At 50.2% G+C, this 17,727-nt stretch carries 15 protein-coding genes; 8 read left to right on the top strand and 7 right to left on the bottom strand.

Annotated elements, in window-relative coordinates:
- Window positions 1-23: 23 nt before the first annotated feature.
- The 3 genes from FQV43_RS00265 to bioB form a co-directional block, all read right to left on the bottom strand.
- Window positions 24-1,394: a cell wall-binding repeat-containing protein gene (locus FQV43_RS00265; RefSeq protein ID WP_146340308.1), complete on the bottom strand. Its 1,371-nt coding sequence runs from the start codon at window positions 1,392-1,394 to the stop codon at window positions 24-26.
- Window positions 1,395-1,484: 90 nt separating this feature from the next.
- A complete protein-coding gene (locus FQV43_RS00260) occupies window positions 1,485-1,742 on the bottom strand; it encodes a hypothetical protein (protein ID WP_146338052.1) in 258 nt (85 codons plus the stop codon).
- A gap of 63 nt (window positions 1,743-1,805) precedes the next feature.
- Window positions 1,806-2,801, bottom strand: coding sequence for a biotin synthase BioB (bioB, locus tag FQV43_RS00255; RefSeq protein WP_144273590.1), 996 nt, complete (start codon window positions 2,799-2,801; stop codon window positions 1,806-1,808).
- Window positions 2,802-2,925: 124 nt separating this feature from the next.
- Between bioB and FQV43_RS00250 the strand changes: the two genes are divergently transcribed.
- Window positions 2,926-4,239, top strand: coding sequence for a M20/M25/M40 family metallo-hydrolase (locus FQV43_RS00250; protein WP_146338050.1), 1,314 nt, complete (start codon window positions 2,926-2,928; stop codon window positions 4,237-4,239).
- Window positions 4,240-4,294: 55 nt separating this feature from the next.
- On the opposite strand, the gene FQV43_RS00245 is transcribed toward FQV43_RS00250, so the two are convergent.
- The gene (locus tag FQV43_RS00245) at window positions 4,295-5,743 is read right to left on the bottom strand and encodes a GntP family permease (protein WP_146338048.1); all 1,449 of its coding nucleotides are present in this window, start codon (window positions 5,741-5,743) and stop codon (window positions 4,295-4,297) included.
- An 86-nt stretch (window positions 5,744-5,829) separates the two neighbouring features.
- Between FQV43_RS00245 and FQV43_RS00240 the strand changes: the two genes are divergently transcribed.
- On the top strand, window positions 5,830-6,438 hold the full coding sequence (locus FQV43_RS00240; RefSeq protein WP_146338046.1) for a TetR/AcrR family transcriptional regulator: 609 nt from the start codon (window positions 5,830-5,832) through the stop codon (window positions 6,436-6,438).
- Between the two features lie 12 nt (window positions 6,439-6,450).
- On the opposite strand, the gene mmsB is transcribed toward FQV43_RS00240, so the two are convergent.
- The 3 genes from mmsB to FQV43_RS00225 form a co-directional block, all read right to left on the bottom strand.
- The gene (gene mmsB, locus FQV43_RS00235; protein ID WP_146338044.1) at window positions 6,451-7,368 is read right to left on the bottom strand and encodes a 3-hydroxyisobutyrate dehydrogenase; all 918 of its coding nucleotides are present in this window, start codon (window positions 7,366-7,368) and stop codon (window positions 6,451-6,453) included.
- A gap of 58 nt (window positions 7,369-7,426) precedes the next feature.
- Window positions 7,427-8,971, bottom strand: a complete 1,545-nt coding sequence (locus FQV43_RS00230) for a CoA-acylating methylmalonate-semialdehyde dehydrogenase (RefSeq protein WP_146338042.1) — start codon at window positions 8,969-8,971, stop codon at window positions 7,427-7,429.
- Between the two features lie 214 nt (window positions 8,972-9,185).
- Window positions 9,186-9,974: an enoyl-CoA hydratase gene (locus FQV43_RS00225; protein ID WP_185967171.1), complete on the bottom strand. Its 789-nt coding sequence runs from the start codon at window positions 9,972-9,974 to the stop codon at window positions 9,186-9,188.
- Between the two features lie 438 nt (window positions 9,975-10,412).
- Here FQV43_RS00225 and FQV43_RS00220 point away from each other — a divergent pair, with 438 nt between their 5' ends.
- From FQV43_RS00220 to FQV43_RS00195, 6 genes are read left to right on the top strand one after another with little or no spacing between them, the layout of a single operon-like run.
- Window positions 10,413-11,336, top strand: coding sequence for a DUF3662 and FHA domain-containing protein (locus tag FQV43_RS00220; RefSeq protein ID WP_146338040.1), 924 nt, complete (start codon window positions 10,413-10,415; stop codon window positions 11,334-11,336).
- 18 nt (window positions 11,337-11,354) lie between these two features.
- Window positions 11,355-11,831: an FHA domain-containing protein gene (locus FQV43_RS00215; protein WP_144273583.1), complete on the top strand. Its 477-nt coding sequence runs from the start codon at window positions 11,355-11,357 to the stop codon at window positions 11,829-11,831.
- Complete coding sequence (locus tag FQV43_RS00210) at window positions 11,832-13,442, top strand: PP2C family serine/threonine-protein phosphatase (protein ID WP_146338038.1); 1,611 nt, start codon at window positions 11,832-11,834, stop codon at window positions 13,440-13,442.
- Entirely contained in the window at window positions 13,443-14,762 is a 1,320-nt protein-coding gene (locus FQV43_RS00205; RefSeq protein ID WP_144273581.1) for an FtsW/RodA/SpoVE family cell cycle protein, read from the top strand.
- The gene (locus FQV43_RS00200) at window positions 14,759-16,207 is read left to right on the top strand and encodes a penicillin-binding transpeptidase domain-containing protein (RefSeq protein WP_146338036.1); all 1,449 of its coding nucleotides are present in this window, start codon (window positions 14,759-14,761) and stop codon (window positions 16,205-16,207) included. Before FQV43_RS00205 ends, FQV43_RS00200 begins: the two co-directional genes overlap by 4 nt.
- Window positions 16,208-16,210: 3 nt before the next feature.
- A complete protein-coding gene (locus tag FQV43_RS00195; protein ID WP_146338034.1) occupies window positions 16,211-17,719 on the top strand; it encodes a serine/threonine-protein kinase in 1,509 nt (502 codons plus the stop codon).
- Window positions 17,720-17,727: the final 8 nt, after the last annotated feature.

Genomic DNA, 17,727 nt, shown 5'->3' with positions numbered 1-17,727 from the left:
GAGCGTCGAAAAGCACAATTATCTTATTGATAGGAAACAAACCACGGACGCGGGTCAACCTCAGTGTATGTTTGCTCCGGACTAAAGGTTGGAGTGTCCTCGTCATAAAAGTTCTTCCACGCCATGAAGAAATCAGGGCTCAAATCTTGGCGTAACACATTCCACGTATCAAACTTTTGCCCAGGATCCCCATGCCCATCAGCGTGCAACACAAAAGCCAACTCAGGGTGGGCAGTGTCGAGATTCTCACGATCCTCAATCATCGCCACCTGGAATTGATGCAGCACAAAAGCCTTTTGCGGTAGCTCATTCTCGCGCACAAACTGCGCCAACCACTCGCTTACCTCGTTAATCTCCTCAGCAGTAGCGCTACCCACCCGCGACAACGGCTTCTCACCAGGATTAAGTTTCCACTCCGGGTCAAGCGCCAAACCAACATAAGGCAATCTCAGAAGCTCCTCATACAGCTTTGCCTGCTGAAGGAAATTCCCAGTACCAGGCTGCAAATCAATCACCGCATAACCACCTGCCTGACCAATCGCCTCAATATACGGACGCAATTCCGCCACATCAGACTCATTGGAATAATTACCATCCGCTCCCGCGGAACCAGAAGCAACAGTAGCAATAACCTCAAATGCAGGAATCACAGGCTGGTCTTCCAAAGGCTGATACTGCGCAGCCAATTCCTGCACCCGCGCCACGGCCTCCGCAGGTGGTTGCTCCCCCATTGCACCAAGAGCCGGACCAGAAGGATGACCATAAAGCGCCACCATACGACGACCAGGGAATACTAAACCGCCGCCGCCAGGCAATTCTTCCTTACCCGCAATGCTGAGTAATTCGTCGAAATGGCTCTGGTCGCCAAACTCATCCCCGAGAGCAACCACTTTCTTACCGGTCATCACCGCATGACTTGCCCGCGGGTCGGCCACCGGCAAAACCTCAATCTCAGCGCCAGCAGCACGCGCCGTAGCGACCTGCTCAGGAGCAGTATTTTCCGTAACCACCACCGTTAAATCGCGATACTTGGGGTTTTTCGGCTCTAACGCCGCAATGGCAGCGTTTATGCCCTTTTCAGGTGCGGTTTCTTCCGCAGCACCGTCGAGCTGCTCTGCAACATCAATATCCTTTGCGCCCTCAGGAACCTCATCAATAAATAATGCAGCACCTTGCTCCACAGCCTTGCGCGCCCCATCCCACACACGCTCTTGCGTTGCGACGATCGCCTTAGCCCCATCAGCATCGCCATCGAAAAAACTTTGCCAGGCACTCGCCTTGACCTGCGAGGAACTTAATTCATAGCTGGAATTATTAGCGCCAGCACCATCCTGTGAACTGCAAGCACTAAGTAATCCACCTGCCATGATGGCAGCAGTTAGGATCGCTAACATTTTCCGCGAACGCACGAAAACACCTCAATTATTATTGTTTACTCACAATTCTCTTACCAGCCGCCACTCTACCGAGACATAATCACAAGTTCAACGTTGCTCAAAATAGACACTATCGACGCTACCGTGACGTGAACACTGAGCTTGCCAGCCTGTAGGGCGAATTTGCACCACCATTCTGCGCCCGCATAATTGACAAAAACGCGGCGCTTCCAACCCCGCCCGCGCAGAAGGCGAAAGCTGAATATCGGTTTCTTCTGCTATTTTCTGCCCAGTGTTAGGGTGAAAAATAGCAGGCTCACCGGCTAATAATGCACTTAGTAATTCTTGAGATTGCTGAGGATTCATAGCAATTTCCTGATTCCTGTTCCCGTCCCTGTTCCGAGGCGCTATTCTTAGGCGCTATACGCACTATACGCTCGAGTTGAGTGCTTTAATCGGCAAACGCAGTTTGCCAAGCATATCTAAATCCTGTTCCATTGGACGACCAAGCGTCGTGAGATAATTGCCCACAATCACCGCATTGATTCCTCCCAAAAGACCCTGCTCAGTGCCTAAATCGCCAAGAGTTAGCTCTCGACCACCGGCAAAACGCAAAATTGTTTTCGGTAGTGCCAAGCGGAAAGCACCAATGGCGCGCAAAGCGTCGCTCGTCTCCATGACTTCTTTATCTGCAAAAGGAGTGCCTGGGCGCGGGTCAAGGAAATTCATTGGCACCTCTGTTGGGTTGAGTTCTGCGAGGTCACAGGCAAATTCAGCACGTTGCTCGAGTGTCTCCCCCATGCCTAAGATACCGCCTGAGCATACTTCCATTCCTGCTTCGCCCACCATGCGTAGGGTTTCTCTGCGTGATTCCCAGCTGTGCGTGGTGACAACATTCGGGAAAAAGGAACGCGCAGTTTCTAGATTGTGGTTATAGCGGTGCACGCCTGCTGCTTTGAGGCGATCGACTTGTTCTTGGGTCAGGATCCCTACTGAGGCAGCTACTTCGATTTCTACTTCATTTTTAATGGCGGCCACTGCTTCTTCTAGCTGGCTCATCAAGCGCTCATCTGGTCCTTTAACTGCTGCGACAATGCAGAACTCTGTGGCACCAGATTTTTGGGTTTGTTTTGCCGCTTCCACAAGTCCTTGGATGTCGAGCCAGGCAGAACGCACAGGGGATTGGAACAATCCTGATTGTGAGCAGAAGTGGCAATCTTCGGGGCACCCTCCGGTTTTCAGGGAGATAATGCCTTCTACCTCTACTTCTTCGCCACACCATTTCAGTCTTACTTCATGTGCAAGTTCCAGCAATGCTGGGATGTGCTCGTCGTCGAGCTGCAATACTTCAAGAACTTCTGCCTTGTTAAGCCCAATTCCTTGGTCTAAGACCTTGGTGCGGGCGCGGGTGAGAATGTCGTTCATGGGCTAGTCCTTCCGATAATTGATCACTGTTCAAGAAGTTTAATCAGAATCACTGAACAGTGTTCATGGATTGGTGGAAAGAATTTCCCCCATCACCACCCCCAAATAGCATTACAATAAGAACATGACACTCTACGACGAAGCCTTAGCACTACTATCCGAGCTCATTCGCAATCAATGCGTCAATGACTACACGCCCGGTTCTGGGCAAGAAATACGCAATGCCGCCACTCTGGAAAAATTCTTCGCTGGCGAAAACGTCCAGATCCAAAAATTCGAGCCTGCGCCTGGCAGAACCAGCATTGCGGTCACAGTACCCGGCAGTGATCCACAGGCGCAACCACTGACCCTACTCGGCCATATCGACGTCGTGCCTATTGATGAAGCACAGTGGACTAAACCGCCTTTCGACGCCCATATAGAAGACGGAAAAATCTATGGCAGGGGCAGCGTCGATATGCTCTTTATCACCGCAGCGATGGCGACGGCAACGAGAAACATTGCCCGCAAAGGTGGCAATAAGGGCACGGTGACCTTTGTGGGGGTTGCCGATGAAGAATCACGCGGCGCATTAGGCGCACGCTGGATTTCCGAACATGAACCCACCGCTTTTAGCTGGGAAAACTGCTTGTCAGAAACCGGCGGCTCCCATATTCCCGGCGCAGATGGACACGACTCTGTTGTGCTCTACGTAGGCGAAAAAGGCGCTGCACAACGACGACTCCACGTTCATGGTGACGCAGGACATGGCTCCACCCCCTACGGACGAGACAGTGCCGTGGCGAAAATCGCCGAAGTTGCCAAACGCATAGCAGCCATAAAACCTGAGATCTCTAATAGTCCAGAATGGCATGGCTTTGTCGACGCCTTCCGCTTCGATACCAAAACCGAAGAACTCGTGCGCTCCGGCACTGACCTAAGCCCTCTGGCAGAACTGGCTGCCTTTGGTGATGCCATTAGCCACCTCACCATCGCCCAAACAGTAATTCGCGCAGGTCAAGCCATTAACGTCTTGCCCAGCCACGCGTGGATAGAGCTGGATATTCGCACTTTGCCAGGTCAAGATGATGATTATGTCGACAGCCTTATCACCAAGGCACTAGGAGAACTTGCCGACGAAGTGCATATCGAACACCTCATCTCTGAACCTGCCATGACCTCGCCAACGGATACCAAACTCTACCATGTCTTAGAAGAAACACTGCTCGAGATATTCCCAGGTGCAACAGTCGTGCCTACCATTGCAGCCGGTGGTTCCGACCTGCGCTTTGCTCGAAACCTAGGCGGCATCGGATATGGCTTCGCTGTCCATGCCCAACAGCGCAGCCTAGGCGAAACCTATGCGCAGCTCCATTCCCACGACGAACACCTCTACCTTGAAGATCTAGAGCTTACCGTCCGCGGCTATGACATGGTGCTGCACAAGTTCTTGTACTAATGCTCTACTGCCCTCACTAATCGAGCTAGCCTCAAGCACTGCTAAAACCACCTGGCTACAGCAGTGCGCCAAGCGCCACAATAGCGCCTAACCCAACAATCGGAATCGCAATCGTACACACCGCAATGTCCTTATACGACAATCGGTGTGTCATTCCGCATACAATGAGCAAGGTCAACACCGCACCATTATGCGGCAATGAATCAAAACTCACCGACGCCATAGCAATAACCCTATGCATAAGCTCCATGCTTATCCCCTGCTCATGCGCCAACTGTGCCAACTGCTCCCCCAAAGTTTGCATGGTAATGCTCAAACCACCCGACGACGAACCAGTGATACCAGAGATAACTGCCGTAGAAATAACACCTACAATAAGCGCATTGTCACTCAGATCAAGCATATTGCCCTTAATCAAAGCAAAAACAGCAAGAGAAGCGATAACAGCACCAAAACCTACCTCACTGGCAGTAGTCAAACAAGGGACAACCGCATTCTTTGCCCCTTGCGTACATTGCGATAACGTCTCGGCAGATTTCTTGGGGAACATCACAATGATGACCACAATGGCAGCCAGCAGCGAAATAGTTGGCGACCAAATACCCAACAATGCCTCTATCGACGTATTGCCAAATTTCTCCTGCCCCAGATAATCAGTATCAAGCCACCGAGAAAAACCATACACAAAGGAGAAATTCACCAGCACCACGACGGCAATGGGAATAAGACCCAACACACCCTGCATCCTCACCGATGGTTCTTCTGCTTCCGACGCGTCACCGGAAGTCGTCGCAGGTGCGTCGGGAGTGGAATCATCCGAAATATGTGGGAGCGCAATAGCCTTGCCCTGAGCGTCGAGAGGCACAAAAAACTCACCACGCGAATGTAATTGCTTAACGCGAAACTCCAACCAGAATAAACCCAAAACCAGCATCAGAGCAGAAGCAACCAAACCTAACACCGGAGCAGCATAGGTATTGGTGCCAAAATACGTGGTAGGGATTGCATTATGAATCTGCGGAGTACCTGGCAATGCCGCAATACCAAAAGTAAAGCTACCAAGTGCAATAGCCGCAGGCATAAGTCGAATAGGGATACCTGTCTCTTGAAAAAGCGCCGTAGCTATCGGCACAATCGTAAACGCCACCACCCACGCAGAAACACCACCATAGGTAAGGAGCGCGGACGCTAACACAGTGGAGAAAATTGCACGCTTAGTACCCAATAAGGCAGTAATTCCGCGAGCAAGATACTGAGCCAAACCAGTGGTAGTCATAAGATGACCAAAGATCGCCCCGAATAAAAACAGTGGAAAATACTTTGTGACGAAACCGCCAAGAGCTGGCATGAAAATCTGAGTATAGCTGGCCAATAATGGCTGACCTGAAAAGAGCAAAGCTAATGCTGCTGCCAATGGCGCGACCACAATAACTGAATGACCACGATATGCCAATGTCACTAAGAGTATTAGCGATAGCAACACACCAATAAATGCAATGACCATATTTGTCTCACTTTGCAGAGATAAGAGATAAGAGATTATGTGAAATGTGTATTTCAGAATGACTGTGCAGGATACACTTAGGTGCTATGAGTGACATTTCTTCGCCGCACGATGGCACTGGGCATGATGGCACTGCGCACGATGGCACTGCCCGCCAGCGGATTTTGGCGTGTTCTCGGAAACTTTTTGCGCAAAAACCCTATGGTCAGGTTTCCTTGAGGGAAATATCGCAATTGGCTCACGTCAGCGTTGCACTTATCATTAAGCATTTCCACAGCAAAGAGGAACTTTTTGCCCAAACAGTAGACTTCACCTCATCTGCACAGGCACTTTTTTGTGGTGAGTTTTCCCAGCTAGGCACTACTGCAGTAAAAGAAACACTCACTGCCCCAATCAATGCCCCTTATTCCATGGCACGTATGATCGCCGTAGCCAGTGGAAATGACACCAGTCTTGATGCCATTGGGCAAAGAATCAAAACAGATCTGATGTGTGTGCTCCACAAACGCATTGCGCAAGAAGCACCATACCCCCAGCCTGCACCTGAATTACGTGCTCAAGGGGCATTGGCACTGCTCATAGGATTATCCATTATGCGACGCTTTGGCGATATTGATTTCCAACAATTCAGTCAAGCGTCGCTCCTCGATTACTATGGTCACAACCTACAAGAGCTTCTCGACGGTCACCCATAGGCATCCACAACATCATTGTGTTATGGCACGCACCTGCTCAATAATTGCCGAGAAATCTCGTCGGGAGTTATCCTCATCAGCTGCCATAAACTGCTCATATTGTTCGGCAGCGATTTTCCCTAACACAGTATCAGTGCCAGTTTCTGTCGCAGCTGCCATAGCGAGTTTGAGGTCTTTCACCATCAATGCTGTAGCAAAACCAGGCTTGAACTCGTTATTTGCTGGGGAACTCGGCACTACATCTGGCACCGGCGCATTGACTGATAGTGCCCAGGAATCACCCGTAGCATTAGACACCACATCAAAAAATGCTTGGTGCGCCAACCCGAGTCGCTCTCCCAGAACCAATGCTTCTGCAAGCACAATTTGGTGCACTGCCAGAATCATATTGTTGCACGCTTTTACTGCCTGACCATTGCCGACTTCGCCACAATGGGTAACGCAACGACCCATGATTGCGCAAATAGGTTCAGCTTGTGCAAAGGCAGCATCACTACCGCCTACCATGAAAGCCAGGGTGCCCGCCTCTGAACCAGTTACGCCACCCGAAACCGGCGCATCCACAAAGTTATACCCTGCTTGTTGCACTAGCTCTGCTATTTCACGCGCTTCTGATACTGCAATAGTAGAAGAATCAATAAAGAGTGCTAATTCATCATCACTAGCTGTGCTTTGGGCATGGTCGCTAAGAATATCAGTGATTACTTGGCGCGCAAGGGTACCATTGGGCAGCATGGTAATGACTATTTCTGCCCCACGGGCAGCGTCGATAGCACTGTCGAAAATAATAATGCCACGTTCCTGGGCGCGAGTGCGCGCTTGATCTACTACGTCAAAGCCATGCACTGTCATGCCAGCTTTGACCAGGTTAGCAGCCATAGGACCACCCATATTGCCTAGTCCGATAAAGGCAATAGTTGTTGTACTCATCGTCATATTCCCTCTCTCTAGCTCTGTATCGCTCTGTATTCCACAGCTCGTCAGCTCATCAGTTCATCAGCGGCATGGTAAATTGCGGGCCGGCTTCCTCATCTTCTGGCCAGCGCGAGGTAACGGTCTTTGTCTTGGTGTAGAACCGGAATGCGTCGGGACCATGCTGGTTGAGGTCACCAAATCCAGAGGCTTTCCAACCGCCAAAGGTGTGATATGCGATAGGCACTGGGATAGGAACATTAACGCCGACCATACCCACTTGCACATTCTTGACGAACTCACGTGCTGCCCCACCATTGCGGGTGAAAATTGCGACACCATTGCCATAACGATGTTCCGTCGGCAGTGCGGTTGCTTCTTCAATGCTCTTTGCGCGCACCATAACCAGCACTGGACCAAAAATTTCTTCGGTATAAATGCTCATTTCTGGTGTGGTGTGGTCGAAGAAACTTGGTCCGGCATAGAAACCATCAGCAATAGATTCCCCAGCAAAGTCATGTTCGGACATATCGAGTTCACGCCCATCTACTACCAGTTCAGCTCCGGCTGCGACACCTTCAGCAATGAGCTTTTCGACGCGCTGCTTTGCCTCTTTGGTCACCAATGGACCATAGTCAGCTTCTGGGTCGAGACTGTGCCCAACTTTTAGGCTCGGGATTTTTTCGACAATCGCTGCACGGAGTTTTTCTGCGGTTTCTTCACCCACTGGAACGGCTACCGATAGTGCCATACAACGCTCACCAGCGGAACCATAGGCTGCGCCTACGATAGCGTCGGCAGCGGCGTCGATATCAGCATCTGGTAGCACAATTGCGTGATTCTTTGCACCGCCGAAACACTGCGCACGCTTGCCGGTGGCAGCACACCGCTCATAAATATAGGCAGCGATAGGGGTAGAGCCTACAAAGCCAACGGCTTTGACGACGTCGGAATCAAGGATGGCATCTACGGCTTCTTTGCCACCATGAACCACATTGAGCACACCAGCGGGTCCGCCTGCTTCGATAAAGAGTTCTGCAAGGCGATTTGGCACTGAGGGATCGCGCTCTGATGGTTTGAGTACAAAGGCATTACCACACGCTAGTGCTGGTCCTGCTTTCCAGAGTGGAATCATGGCTGGGAAATTAAATGGGGTGATACCTGCGACAACGCCTAGTGGTTGGCGTAGGGAGTAGGTGTCAATTCCGGTTCCTACTTCGCTGGAGTATTCGCCTTTGAGTTGGTGTGGTGCGCCAAGGGAGAATTCGAGGACATCAAGGCCGCGCTGCACATCTCCTTTAGCGTCTGGGAATGTTTTGCCGTGCTCGAGCGAAAGGGTGCGCGCAATTTCGTCGATATGCTCGGTGATGAGGTTGATCCACTTCATGATGACGCGGATTCGTTTTTGTGGGTTGAAGCTGCCCCAGATTTTTTGTGCTTGTGCAGCACGAGCAATCACACTGTCCACATCTTTTTTATCTGCTAGGACGACTCTGCCTTGTTCTTTTCCTGTGGATGGGTTGAGGATTGCTTGGAAGTTTTCCGTGGTTCCGTGAAAAGTTGCGCCATCGACGTAGTGGTAGACGGTATATCCGTCATGTTCGTGAGTATCTGCACTCATTGTGTCCTCCTTGGGGTGGGATTACGAGATGGGATTACTTAGAGCACAGAATAAACGAGACTTAAGACACATTTCTAGAAAAATAGAGATGTGAACAACATTTACCCCCTATAGTGTCATGACTTTCTCTTGCTTCTCGACGCCCACCCCAAGAAAAACACAGCAGGGGCGACGCTACTCATCACCCCTGCCATTATTGCCACTAACAGCACATTTATGCGTGGCGGAATTGCGGCGCACGCTTTTCCACAAAGGCACTCATACCCTCTTTTTGATCGTCGGAAGCAAAAATGGCATGGAAAGTGCGACGCTCATACTGCACACCGGCAGCCAAGAAAGTCTCATAAGCAGCATTAACCTGCTCCTTAATAAGAGTAGTTGCAACCAAAGATTTTTCAGCAATGACCTGAGCAGTCTCCAGCGCCACATCCAGCAACTGCTCTGGGGCAACAACTTGCGCAACCAAACCAGCACATTCCGCCTCTTGCGCACCCATCATGCGCCCCGTCAGACACATCTGCATAGCCTTTGCCTTACCAATAGCACGAGTCAAACGCTGCGAACCACCCATGCCAGGAGTAACACCTAAATTAACCTCTGGCTGCCCAAACTTTGCCTTCTCACCAGCAATAATGAAATCGCACATCATAGCCAATTCACAACCACCACCGAGAGCATAACCATTAACCGCCGCAATAATAGGAGTACGCAGCGCAGTAAAAGCATCCCAACCAGCAAACCAATCCTGCATATACATATCAGTAGCGCTCTTATCCGCCATTTCTTTAATGTCAGCACCAGCAGCAAAGGCCTTTTCAGAACCGGTAAGAATAATGGCTCCAATGCCGGGGTCAACGTCGAGAGCTTGGGCTGCTTTTACGACCTCACGCATCGTTTCATGATTGAGAGCATTAAGGGCTTGAGGACGATTAAGAGTGATAATACCTACTCTGCCCTGGGTTTCCACCAGAATGTTAGCGAAGTTACTAGACTCATTGCTCACAACTATTCCCACTTCCTGTATCACATATCACAATGGTTAGGGTTCAAGTTGAGCATACTAAACCAGCCTAAAATTTCTGGCAGTTTTGCAAGAACTTTTCCATGAACTTTTCCATTTCGCCCATTTTCGCTATATGAAGAAAATAACAACATCATAAAATCTCCTCGTCACAGCGAAGAACCACACCACTGAGCACCACCAAAACCAGACAACGCTAAAACTACTGGTCAACGCCCCATTGCGGGATAAACAACCACATTCTTCACCCGATTGCTGGCACCAAAAACGCATAGAACTGCGTCGAAAAAGCGTCACTGGACTCTAGTTTTTTTGGATAACCCTTTATACTAGGGGGGCACAAGTATGTCTTTTAAGATATGCCTGGGTAAGTAACAGTTAAGTAATAGTAAGGTGCTAAGACTCAAAGGAGGTGTCAAGGTGTCATTCATGGACAAAATCGCAAAGATTGACAGCGCCATGCAGCGCGGCTTAGACAACAGCTTCGCTCTGGTCTTTGGCGGGCGCGTCGTACCAGCTGAAATTGAGGAATTACTCAAACAAGAAGTCCAAGATAACCTCTTGCACACGTATGAAGGCACCATCGAAGCACCTAATTTTTTTCGAGTCGGGGTAAGCAAAAAAGACGCAGCTAATCTAAGCGAAAACCATCCAGACCTTCCCTTAGATTTTGCCGATCAACTCACCCGCTACGAACGCAATCAAGGGTGGGTCACCTCAGGCATTATCACAGTCCTTATCGAAGTTGATTCTTCCCTCCGGACTGGTCAGCTCAAAGCCCATTCCGATATTGACCCCACATCGGACGGCAATTCCCGTTTTGTTGGAATAGAAACATACGACCCTACACACAACTACTACCTCGATCACAGTGCCAACCCGCATGACCCAGGTATCCAGGAAGCAGAAAGGCAATTCGACGTGGCAGATCAACAGCAACGCCAGTGGCCATCTACTGAACACATTCCTTCACAAGCACCGCTAAGCCCACCGACACCAGGACACAACTTTGGTGGCGTCACGGCTCAAGCAGCACCAGCCGAGCGGACGCCGTCGGTAAGTTTATTACTCCAAGATGGTTCCTCCAGGACATACCATGTTCATTCTGGTTCCAATATCATCGGACGCAGCAATGACGCAGACTTCCGCCTGCCAGATACCGGGGTATCACGCAAACACGCCGAAATCACATGGAATGGGCGCGACGCCATCCTTGTTGATTTGCAATCAACCAATGGCACCACCGTCAATGAAACCCCCATTGATAACTGGTTGCTTGCCGACGGCGATGTTATTACTGTTGGTCGCTCCAATATCGAAGTGCGCATTAACAGGTCTGCCTAGGAGAGTAAGGATAAAACAATGGATTCAGTTATTCTGCTAGGGCTACGCATTGGTTTACTGGTTGTCCTATGGCTTTTTATCCTCATGGCACTGGGGGCGTTGCGCAAAGACACAAAAATTATCGCCAACAGTGGAAATAGTGCATTTTCCGCAGGTGCGAGCGCTGTACCAGCGCCAGCAAAGTCACGCATAACCTCTGGTACCCCACGCAGCTTAACTGTTGTCGAAGGTCCGCTGCTCGGCGCACGTCTAGATATTAGCGCCAGCAATGAAATCACCATTGGACGTGCAGCTGAATGCACATTCACCATCGGCGATGACTACGCATCCTCACGTCACGCAAAACTGATACGACGCGGTAATGAATGGTTCATCGAAGATCTTGATTCTCGCAACGGCACCTTTGTCTCTGGATACCGCATCGAGCAACCAGAGAAAGTGGGAGTCGGCGTGGATATTAAAATTGGACGCACTGTAGTGAGGCTGGTTCCTTAAATGCTGAAACTTAATTTTGCCATTGCCTCAGACCGTGGGCTTGTCCGCGGCAATAATGAGGACTCTGCCTATGCAGGTCCTTATCTTCTCGCACTTGCCGACGGCATGGGCGGTCACGCCGCAGGAGAAATAGCCTCACAGCTCATGATTACGCATCTCATGCGTCTCGATAGCGACCCAGGCGAAAATGATATGCTCGCGCTGCTTGGCACAGTCGCCGACGAAGCTAATCAATCTATCGCAGCGACCATAGAAAAGCAGCCTGAAACCGACGGCATGGGCACCACCCTTACCACTTTCTTATTTAATGGACGCGAATTTGGTTTGTGCCATGCCGGCGATTCCCGCGGATACCGTCTGCGTGGCAGTAGACTCACCCAACTAACTGTCGACGACACCTACGTGCAATCACTCGTCGCCAAAGGCGAATTAAACCCTGAGGATGTATCTACCCACCCTAATCGCTCCCTGATCTTTAAGGCATACACAGGTATGCCAGTAGAACCAACATTGAGCATAGTGGATGCCCGCAGCGGAGATCGCATTTTGCTGTGCTCTGATGGGCTTTCCGACCCTGTTACTGCCACCACGATTGAGCAGACCTTATGCACTGGCACGCCTCAAGAGGCAGCAGAAAAACTCATTGAGTTAGCGTTACGCTCAGGCGGACCAGATAACGTGACAGTGGTCGTAGCAGATGTGGTAGACGAGAAAACCACTATTGATCTACCCACAGAAGGTGTTGTCGCCGGAGCACTCGACGCAGAAACCGCCCCCCAATTGCGTCCAGATACCGCAGCTGGTCGTGCCGCAATTGCGCTTTCTCAACCTCAAGCCGATTCTAGTGCCAGCCCTGCCCATGAAGAACACCACCCACCAACTCCTGCAACCAACCAGAGCACTGCTGACGCTACCCCTTCGGTTTCTACTCCTCAGGGCACTACCCCTGCACAGCCGATGGTGATTCCGCCAGCACAACCAGCTGAGCAGGCACACCAAGCAGCCGAGGCCACAGGAAAATCAGACAAACCGGCAAAGGCAAAGAAGAAGAGCGCTAAGGCATGGTGGATTACGCTTATCGCCTTTACCCTCGTGTTAATCATTGCTGGTGCTGCCGCATGGTTTTATCGTTCCTTGAATAACACCTACTACATCACTACTCGTGGTGACTCACAGGAAATAGTCATTGAGCGTGGCTCAGATATCACCCTATTCGGGCGCAATCTTCATTCGACTTATCAGAAGACGTGTCTTGATGAAAATGATAATCTCACCCTCACTGAAGCTGATTCCAATAAGAATTGTCGTAGTTTCAGGCTTGATGATCTTCGAGAGACTGCCCGCACCCAAGTAGCAAGTTTGCCTGCTGGCAACTACGACGATGTGCAGCAGCAATTGCAACGCTTGGTTGAGCAACTCCTGCCGATATGCGTAGTACGTGCACATCAACCTGCACAAACATCTACCCCTGGTGCAGTACCACCATCTGCAAGCACTGCACCAACTAGCGCAACTACGGCTATACCGGACGTCGATAAGCACAAGACAACGACACCTACTCCGGTTGGTTCTTTGTCATCACCTGGGAAGAATTGTCGGGAGGCGAAATAAGTGGGCTTCTTCTCCCGCCTCACAGCACGGCGCACCGAGTTTGGGCTATTGATTATGGCAACCATAGTCATTGCCGTGGCTTTGGTATCGCTTACTCTTTCCCAAGGCAATACTGTTAACGCAGAAATTGCCTGGGTAATCGGCGGCTTTATCGGTATCTTCACCGTGGCGCACCTTGCGTTATGCGCGCTTGCGCCCAGGGCAGATCAAGTCATGTTACCGGTGGCAGCCACACTCAACGGCCTGGGGCTAGTCATGATTTATCGCCTTGACCTGGCAACAGAGCGCACTTTAGTCAGCAGACAAGTGATGTGGACCCTGGTATCAATTGCCCTGATGATCGCTGTTCTCGTGCTCATCAAAGATCATCGCAGCCTTAGTCGATATTCCTTTGTGCTGGGCTTCATCGGGTTGATTCTCCTAGCATTGCCCCTAGTATGGCCAGTATCTTCCGATACCACTTCCGACGCAAAAATCTGGATCACCGTCGGCTCTTTTTCACTCCAACCAGGTGAGTTTTCTAAAATCCTGCTCTTGCTTTTCTTTGCCCAACTGCTGGTCAATAAGAGAGCGCTTTTTAGCGTAGCTGGTTATCATGTGCTCGGATTAGAATTTCCTCGCCTGCGTGACCTCGCGCCAATCCTTGGCGTATGGGCGATTGCTCTGGTGATTATGGCTGGCGAAAATGACTTTGGTCCAGCATTACTGCTCTTTAGCACTGTGCTCGGCATGGTATATTTTGCCACCAATCGAGTTTCTTGGCTGCTCATCGGGGTAATTTTGGTTGCTGTGGGCGGTACTGCGCTGTATCAGATTTCAGAGAAGATACAGAATCGCTTTAGTAATTTCTTAGATCCCATTGCCAACTACGACTCCACAGGTATGCAGCTATCTCAGTCACTATTCGGAATGTCTACTGGTGGTTTATTTGGCACCGGTCTGGGACAAGGGCACCCACAGATTATTCCCATTGTGGAATCAGATTTTATTTTGGCAGCCTTTGGCGAAGAACTAGGTCTAGTGGGCATAGCCGGCATTTTGATTTTATTTGCCATCTTCGTGACCAGCGGAATTCATACTTCTCTGCTGGTACGCGATTCCTTTGGCAAATTAGTCTCCGCAGGGTTGACTGTGACCATTGCGATCCAGATTTTTGTGGTTACTGGTGGCATTAGTGCACTCATGCCTATGACTGGTTTGACCACGCCTTTTATGTCTCAGGGTGGTTCTAGTCTGATGGCGAACTATATTCTGCTCGGAATTGTGTTGCGCATTTCTCACTCAGCTCGTACCAACTCGGCAGTGGAGGTGAAAAAATGAATCGCGCTATCCGTTTTAGCTCCATCTTCGCGTTATTACTTACCTTGATTTTGCTCATTAACCTCACAGTTGTTCAGGTATTTAGTGAAGAAAAATATGCGCATAATCCGCTGAATCGACGTGAGTTTATTGAGCAGAAGAAAAGCCCACGAGGCCAGATTTCCGCTGGTGGCCATATTCTTGCTGAATCCGTTAAAGATGAGAATGGGTTTTATCAGCGCCAATTCCCTGAGGGCTCCATCTCCTACGGACCTATTCAAGGCTATATCTCAGATACTTATGGTCTGTCTGGCATTGAGCAAAGCTACAATAACATCCTCAATGGTAAAGAAAAACCAGCAAGCCAGTGGTGGAAACAATTGCTTAACGACGAAAAAACCGTCGGCAATGTGGAGCTGACCCTTATGCCTGCGGTGCAAGAAGTTGCCTATAGTCAGTTAGCTAATGCTGGTTATGATGGTGCCGTGGTTGCGATTCGCCCTTCCACAGGTGAGATTCTTGCAATGGCATCAACTCCTACTTTTGACCCAGCTGCGATCTCTAACGACGACACCGCAGAAAGTGCATGGGAGCAGCTCAATAATGCACCTGGTAGTCCTTTGCTCAATCATGCCACGCAAGAGACTCTGCCACCAGGTTCTACGTTTAAGGTCATTACTACTGCTGCGGCATTAACTGCTGGAACATACGCCCCTGGTTCCACAGTGACTGGCGCAAACCAAATTACCCTGCCTAATAGTACCGCTACCTTGGAAAATTATGGTGGACAAAGCTGTGCAGGAGCTAATAGCGTGACCGTAGAAACAGCATTCCAATACTCGTGCAACACTGCCTTTGTGGAGATGGCAATCGGCACCGGCATTAAGCCCTTGCAGGATATGGCTGCTGCATTTGGTATCCACGATGTTTATGACCTCGGTATCCCTATGGCAGCGGGCACAACAGGTGAAATAAATTATGATGCTGAACTGGCACAATCGGCAATTGGGCAACGTGATGTGGCAATGAGCGTACTCGAAAATGCTGTGATTGCCGCAACAATTGCTAATGGTGGTAAGCGCATGGAACCGCACCTCGTGTCCCGAATCCTCGGCAATGATTTATCCACCACGATGCAAACAAAACCAAAGGAACTCAACCAAGCAATAAAACCTGAGGTTGCCGCTACCTTAACTCAGCTCATGCAAGCATCAGAGCGTCATACCAGCGGTTATACTGGTGCCGATATTGCTTCTAAAACAGGTACTGCAGAGCATGGTGAAGATTCGCGCAATTCTAATCCACACGCATGGTATATCGCTTTTGGACCGTCGAAAGACGCTGATGTTGCGGTTGCGGTTGTGGTGAAAAATGGTGGTGATCGTGGTCAAGCAGCAACAGGTGGTTCAGTGGCAGCGCCTATTGGTCGTGCCGTTATCGAAGCAGTACAAAGGGAGCAGGGTTAAACAATGACTTCAATCAGCGATTCCCAGCATGAGCTCCAAAGGCTCATTGGTGAAGATTACCAGCTCCAATGGATTATCGGTCATGGCGGTATGTCTACTGTGTGGCTGGCCGATGATGTAAAAAACCAGCGTGAAGTAGCGGTTAAGGTACTCAAACCTGAGTTTTCTGATAATAATGAGTTTCTCTCCAGGTTCCGCAATGAAGCTCTTGCGAGCGAAAAAATCAGCTCAGATAATGTGGTGGCAACCTACGACTATCGGGAAGTCACTCATCATGGTCGCACGCTCTGTTTCATCGTCATGGAGTACGTTCGTGGTGAATCATTGGCAGATATGTTGGCAAGAAAGCAATCGCTGCCCGAGGCTCTTGCCCTTGATGTTTTAGAGCAGGCAGCGCATGGTTTAGCGACCATTCACCGCATGGGCATGGTTCACCGCGATATTAAACCAGGTAATCTGCTCATCACGCAGAATGGTCAGGTAAAAATAACTGACTTTGGTATCGCCAAAGCAGCCGAAGCAGTACCGTTGACTCGCACTGGCATGGTCGTCGGCACGGCACAATATGTCTCCCCAGAACAAGCACAGGGCGTAGAGGTAAAAGCAAGTAGCGACGTCTACTCCCTAGGCGTCGTTGGCTATGAAATGTTAGCTGGTGAACGTCCTTTTGCGGGGGATAGCTCTGTCTCAGTGGCGATTGCGCACATCAATCAAGCACCTTCCCCACTCCCGACGCATATCTCAGCACCTGCGCGTGAACTTATCGGTATTACATTGCGCAAAGATCCAGCGCATAGATATGCCGATGGTAATGAACTCGCACTAGCCATTGCCACTGCTCGTAGCGGGCACCGCCCACCGCAGCCGCAATCTTCTTTGCTCAATCAAGTAGCACCACAACCCTCGCCGACGGCTTCCACATATGCCCTCGGGCAAGTAGCCCAACCAACTACTGTTCTTCCAGCTCAAGGCACGCAAGCAACGGCTGCTCGTCGACTAGCTCCTGCGGCAGCCGCCGCGGCACCAGCAGCTCGTGCCCAGAACAGAGTTCACCATAAGGAGAAGGATCGAGGTGGTTTAGGAGCTGGTTTTGCTGCTGCCGTGTTGTTATTGTTACTGATCGGCATCGGCATTTTTGGTTATGTCCAAGGGTGGTTTGGTAAATTCACCTCACATTCTGTGCCCACTACTAGCACCCCAGCGGTGGTAACCCATACCGTTATCAAGGAGGAAACTCCAGAGCCAGAACCAGAACCCGTAGAGGAAGAGACTTTTGTTCCTGAGCGTACCTATATCGTGGAGGAACAACCCACAATCGCTGAGGATCCTCAGGAAGCAGAAACAGTGATCTTGGATGAGCCAACTGTAGCGGTAGAGACTGAACAGGTCACACCAACTCGCCTTGCAACAACTATTCGTAATTCTCAGGGTTCAGCAGGAACTGCTGGGCAAACACGTACTGTTGAGCCAATGACCACGGAATATATCGACGAGACTGTGGAAGTACAGTAAGAGAGCAA

It is taken from the genome of Corynebacterium sp. sy039, assembly GCF_007904105.1.
Lineage (GTDB): Bacteria > Actinomycetota > Actinomycetes > Mycobacteriales > Mycobacteriaceae > Corynebacterium.
This window is presented reverse-complemented; position numbering and strand designations above follow the sequence as displayed.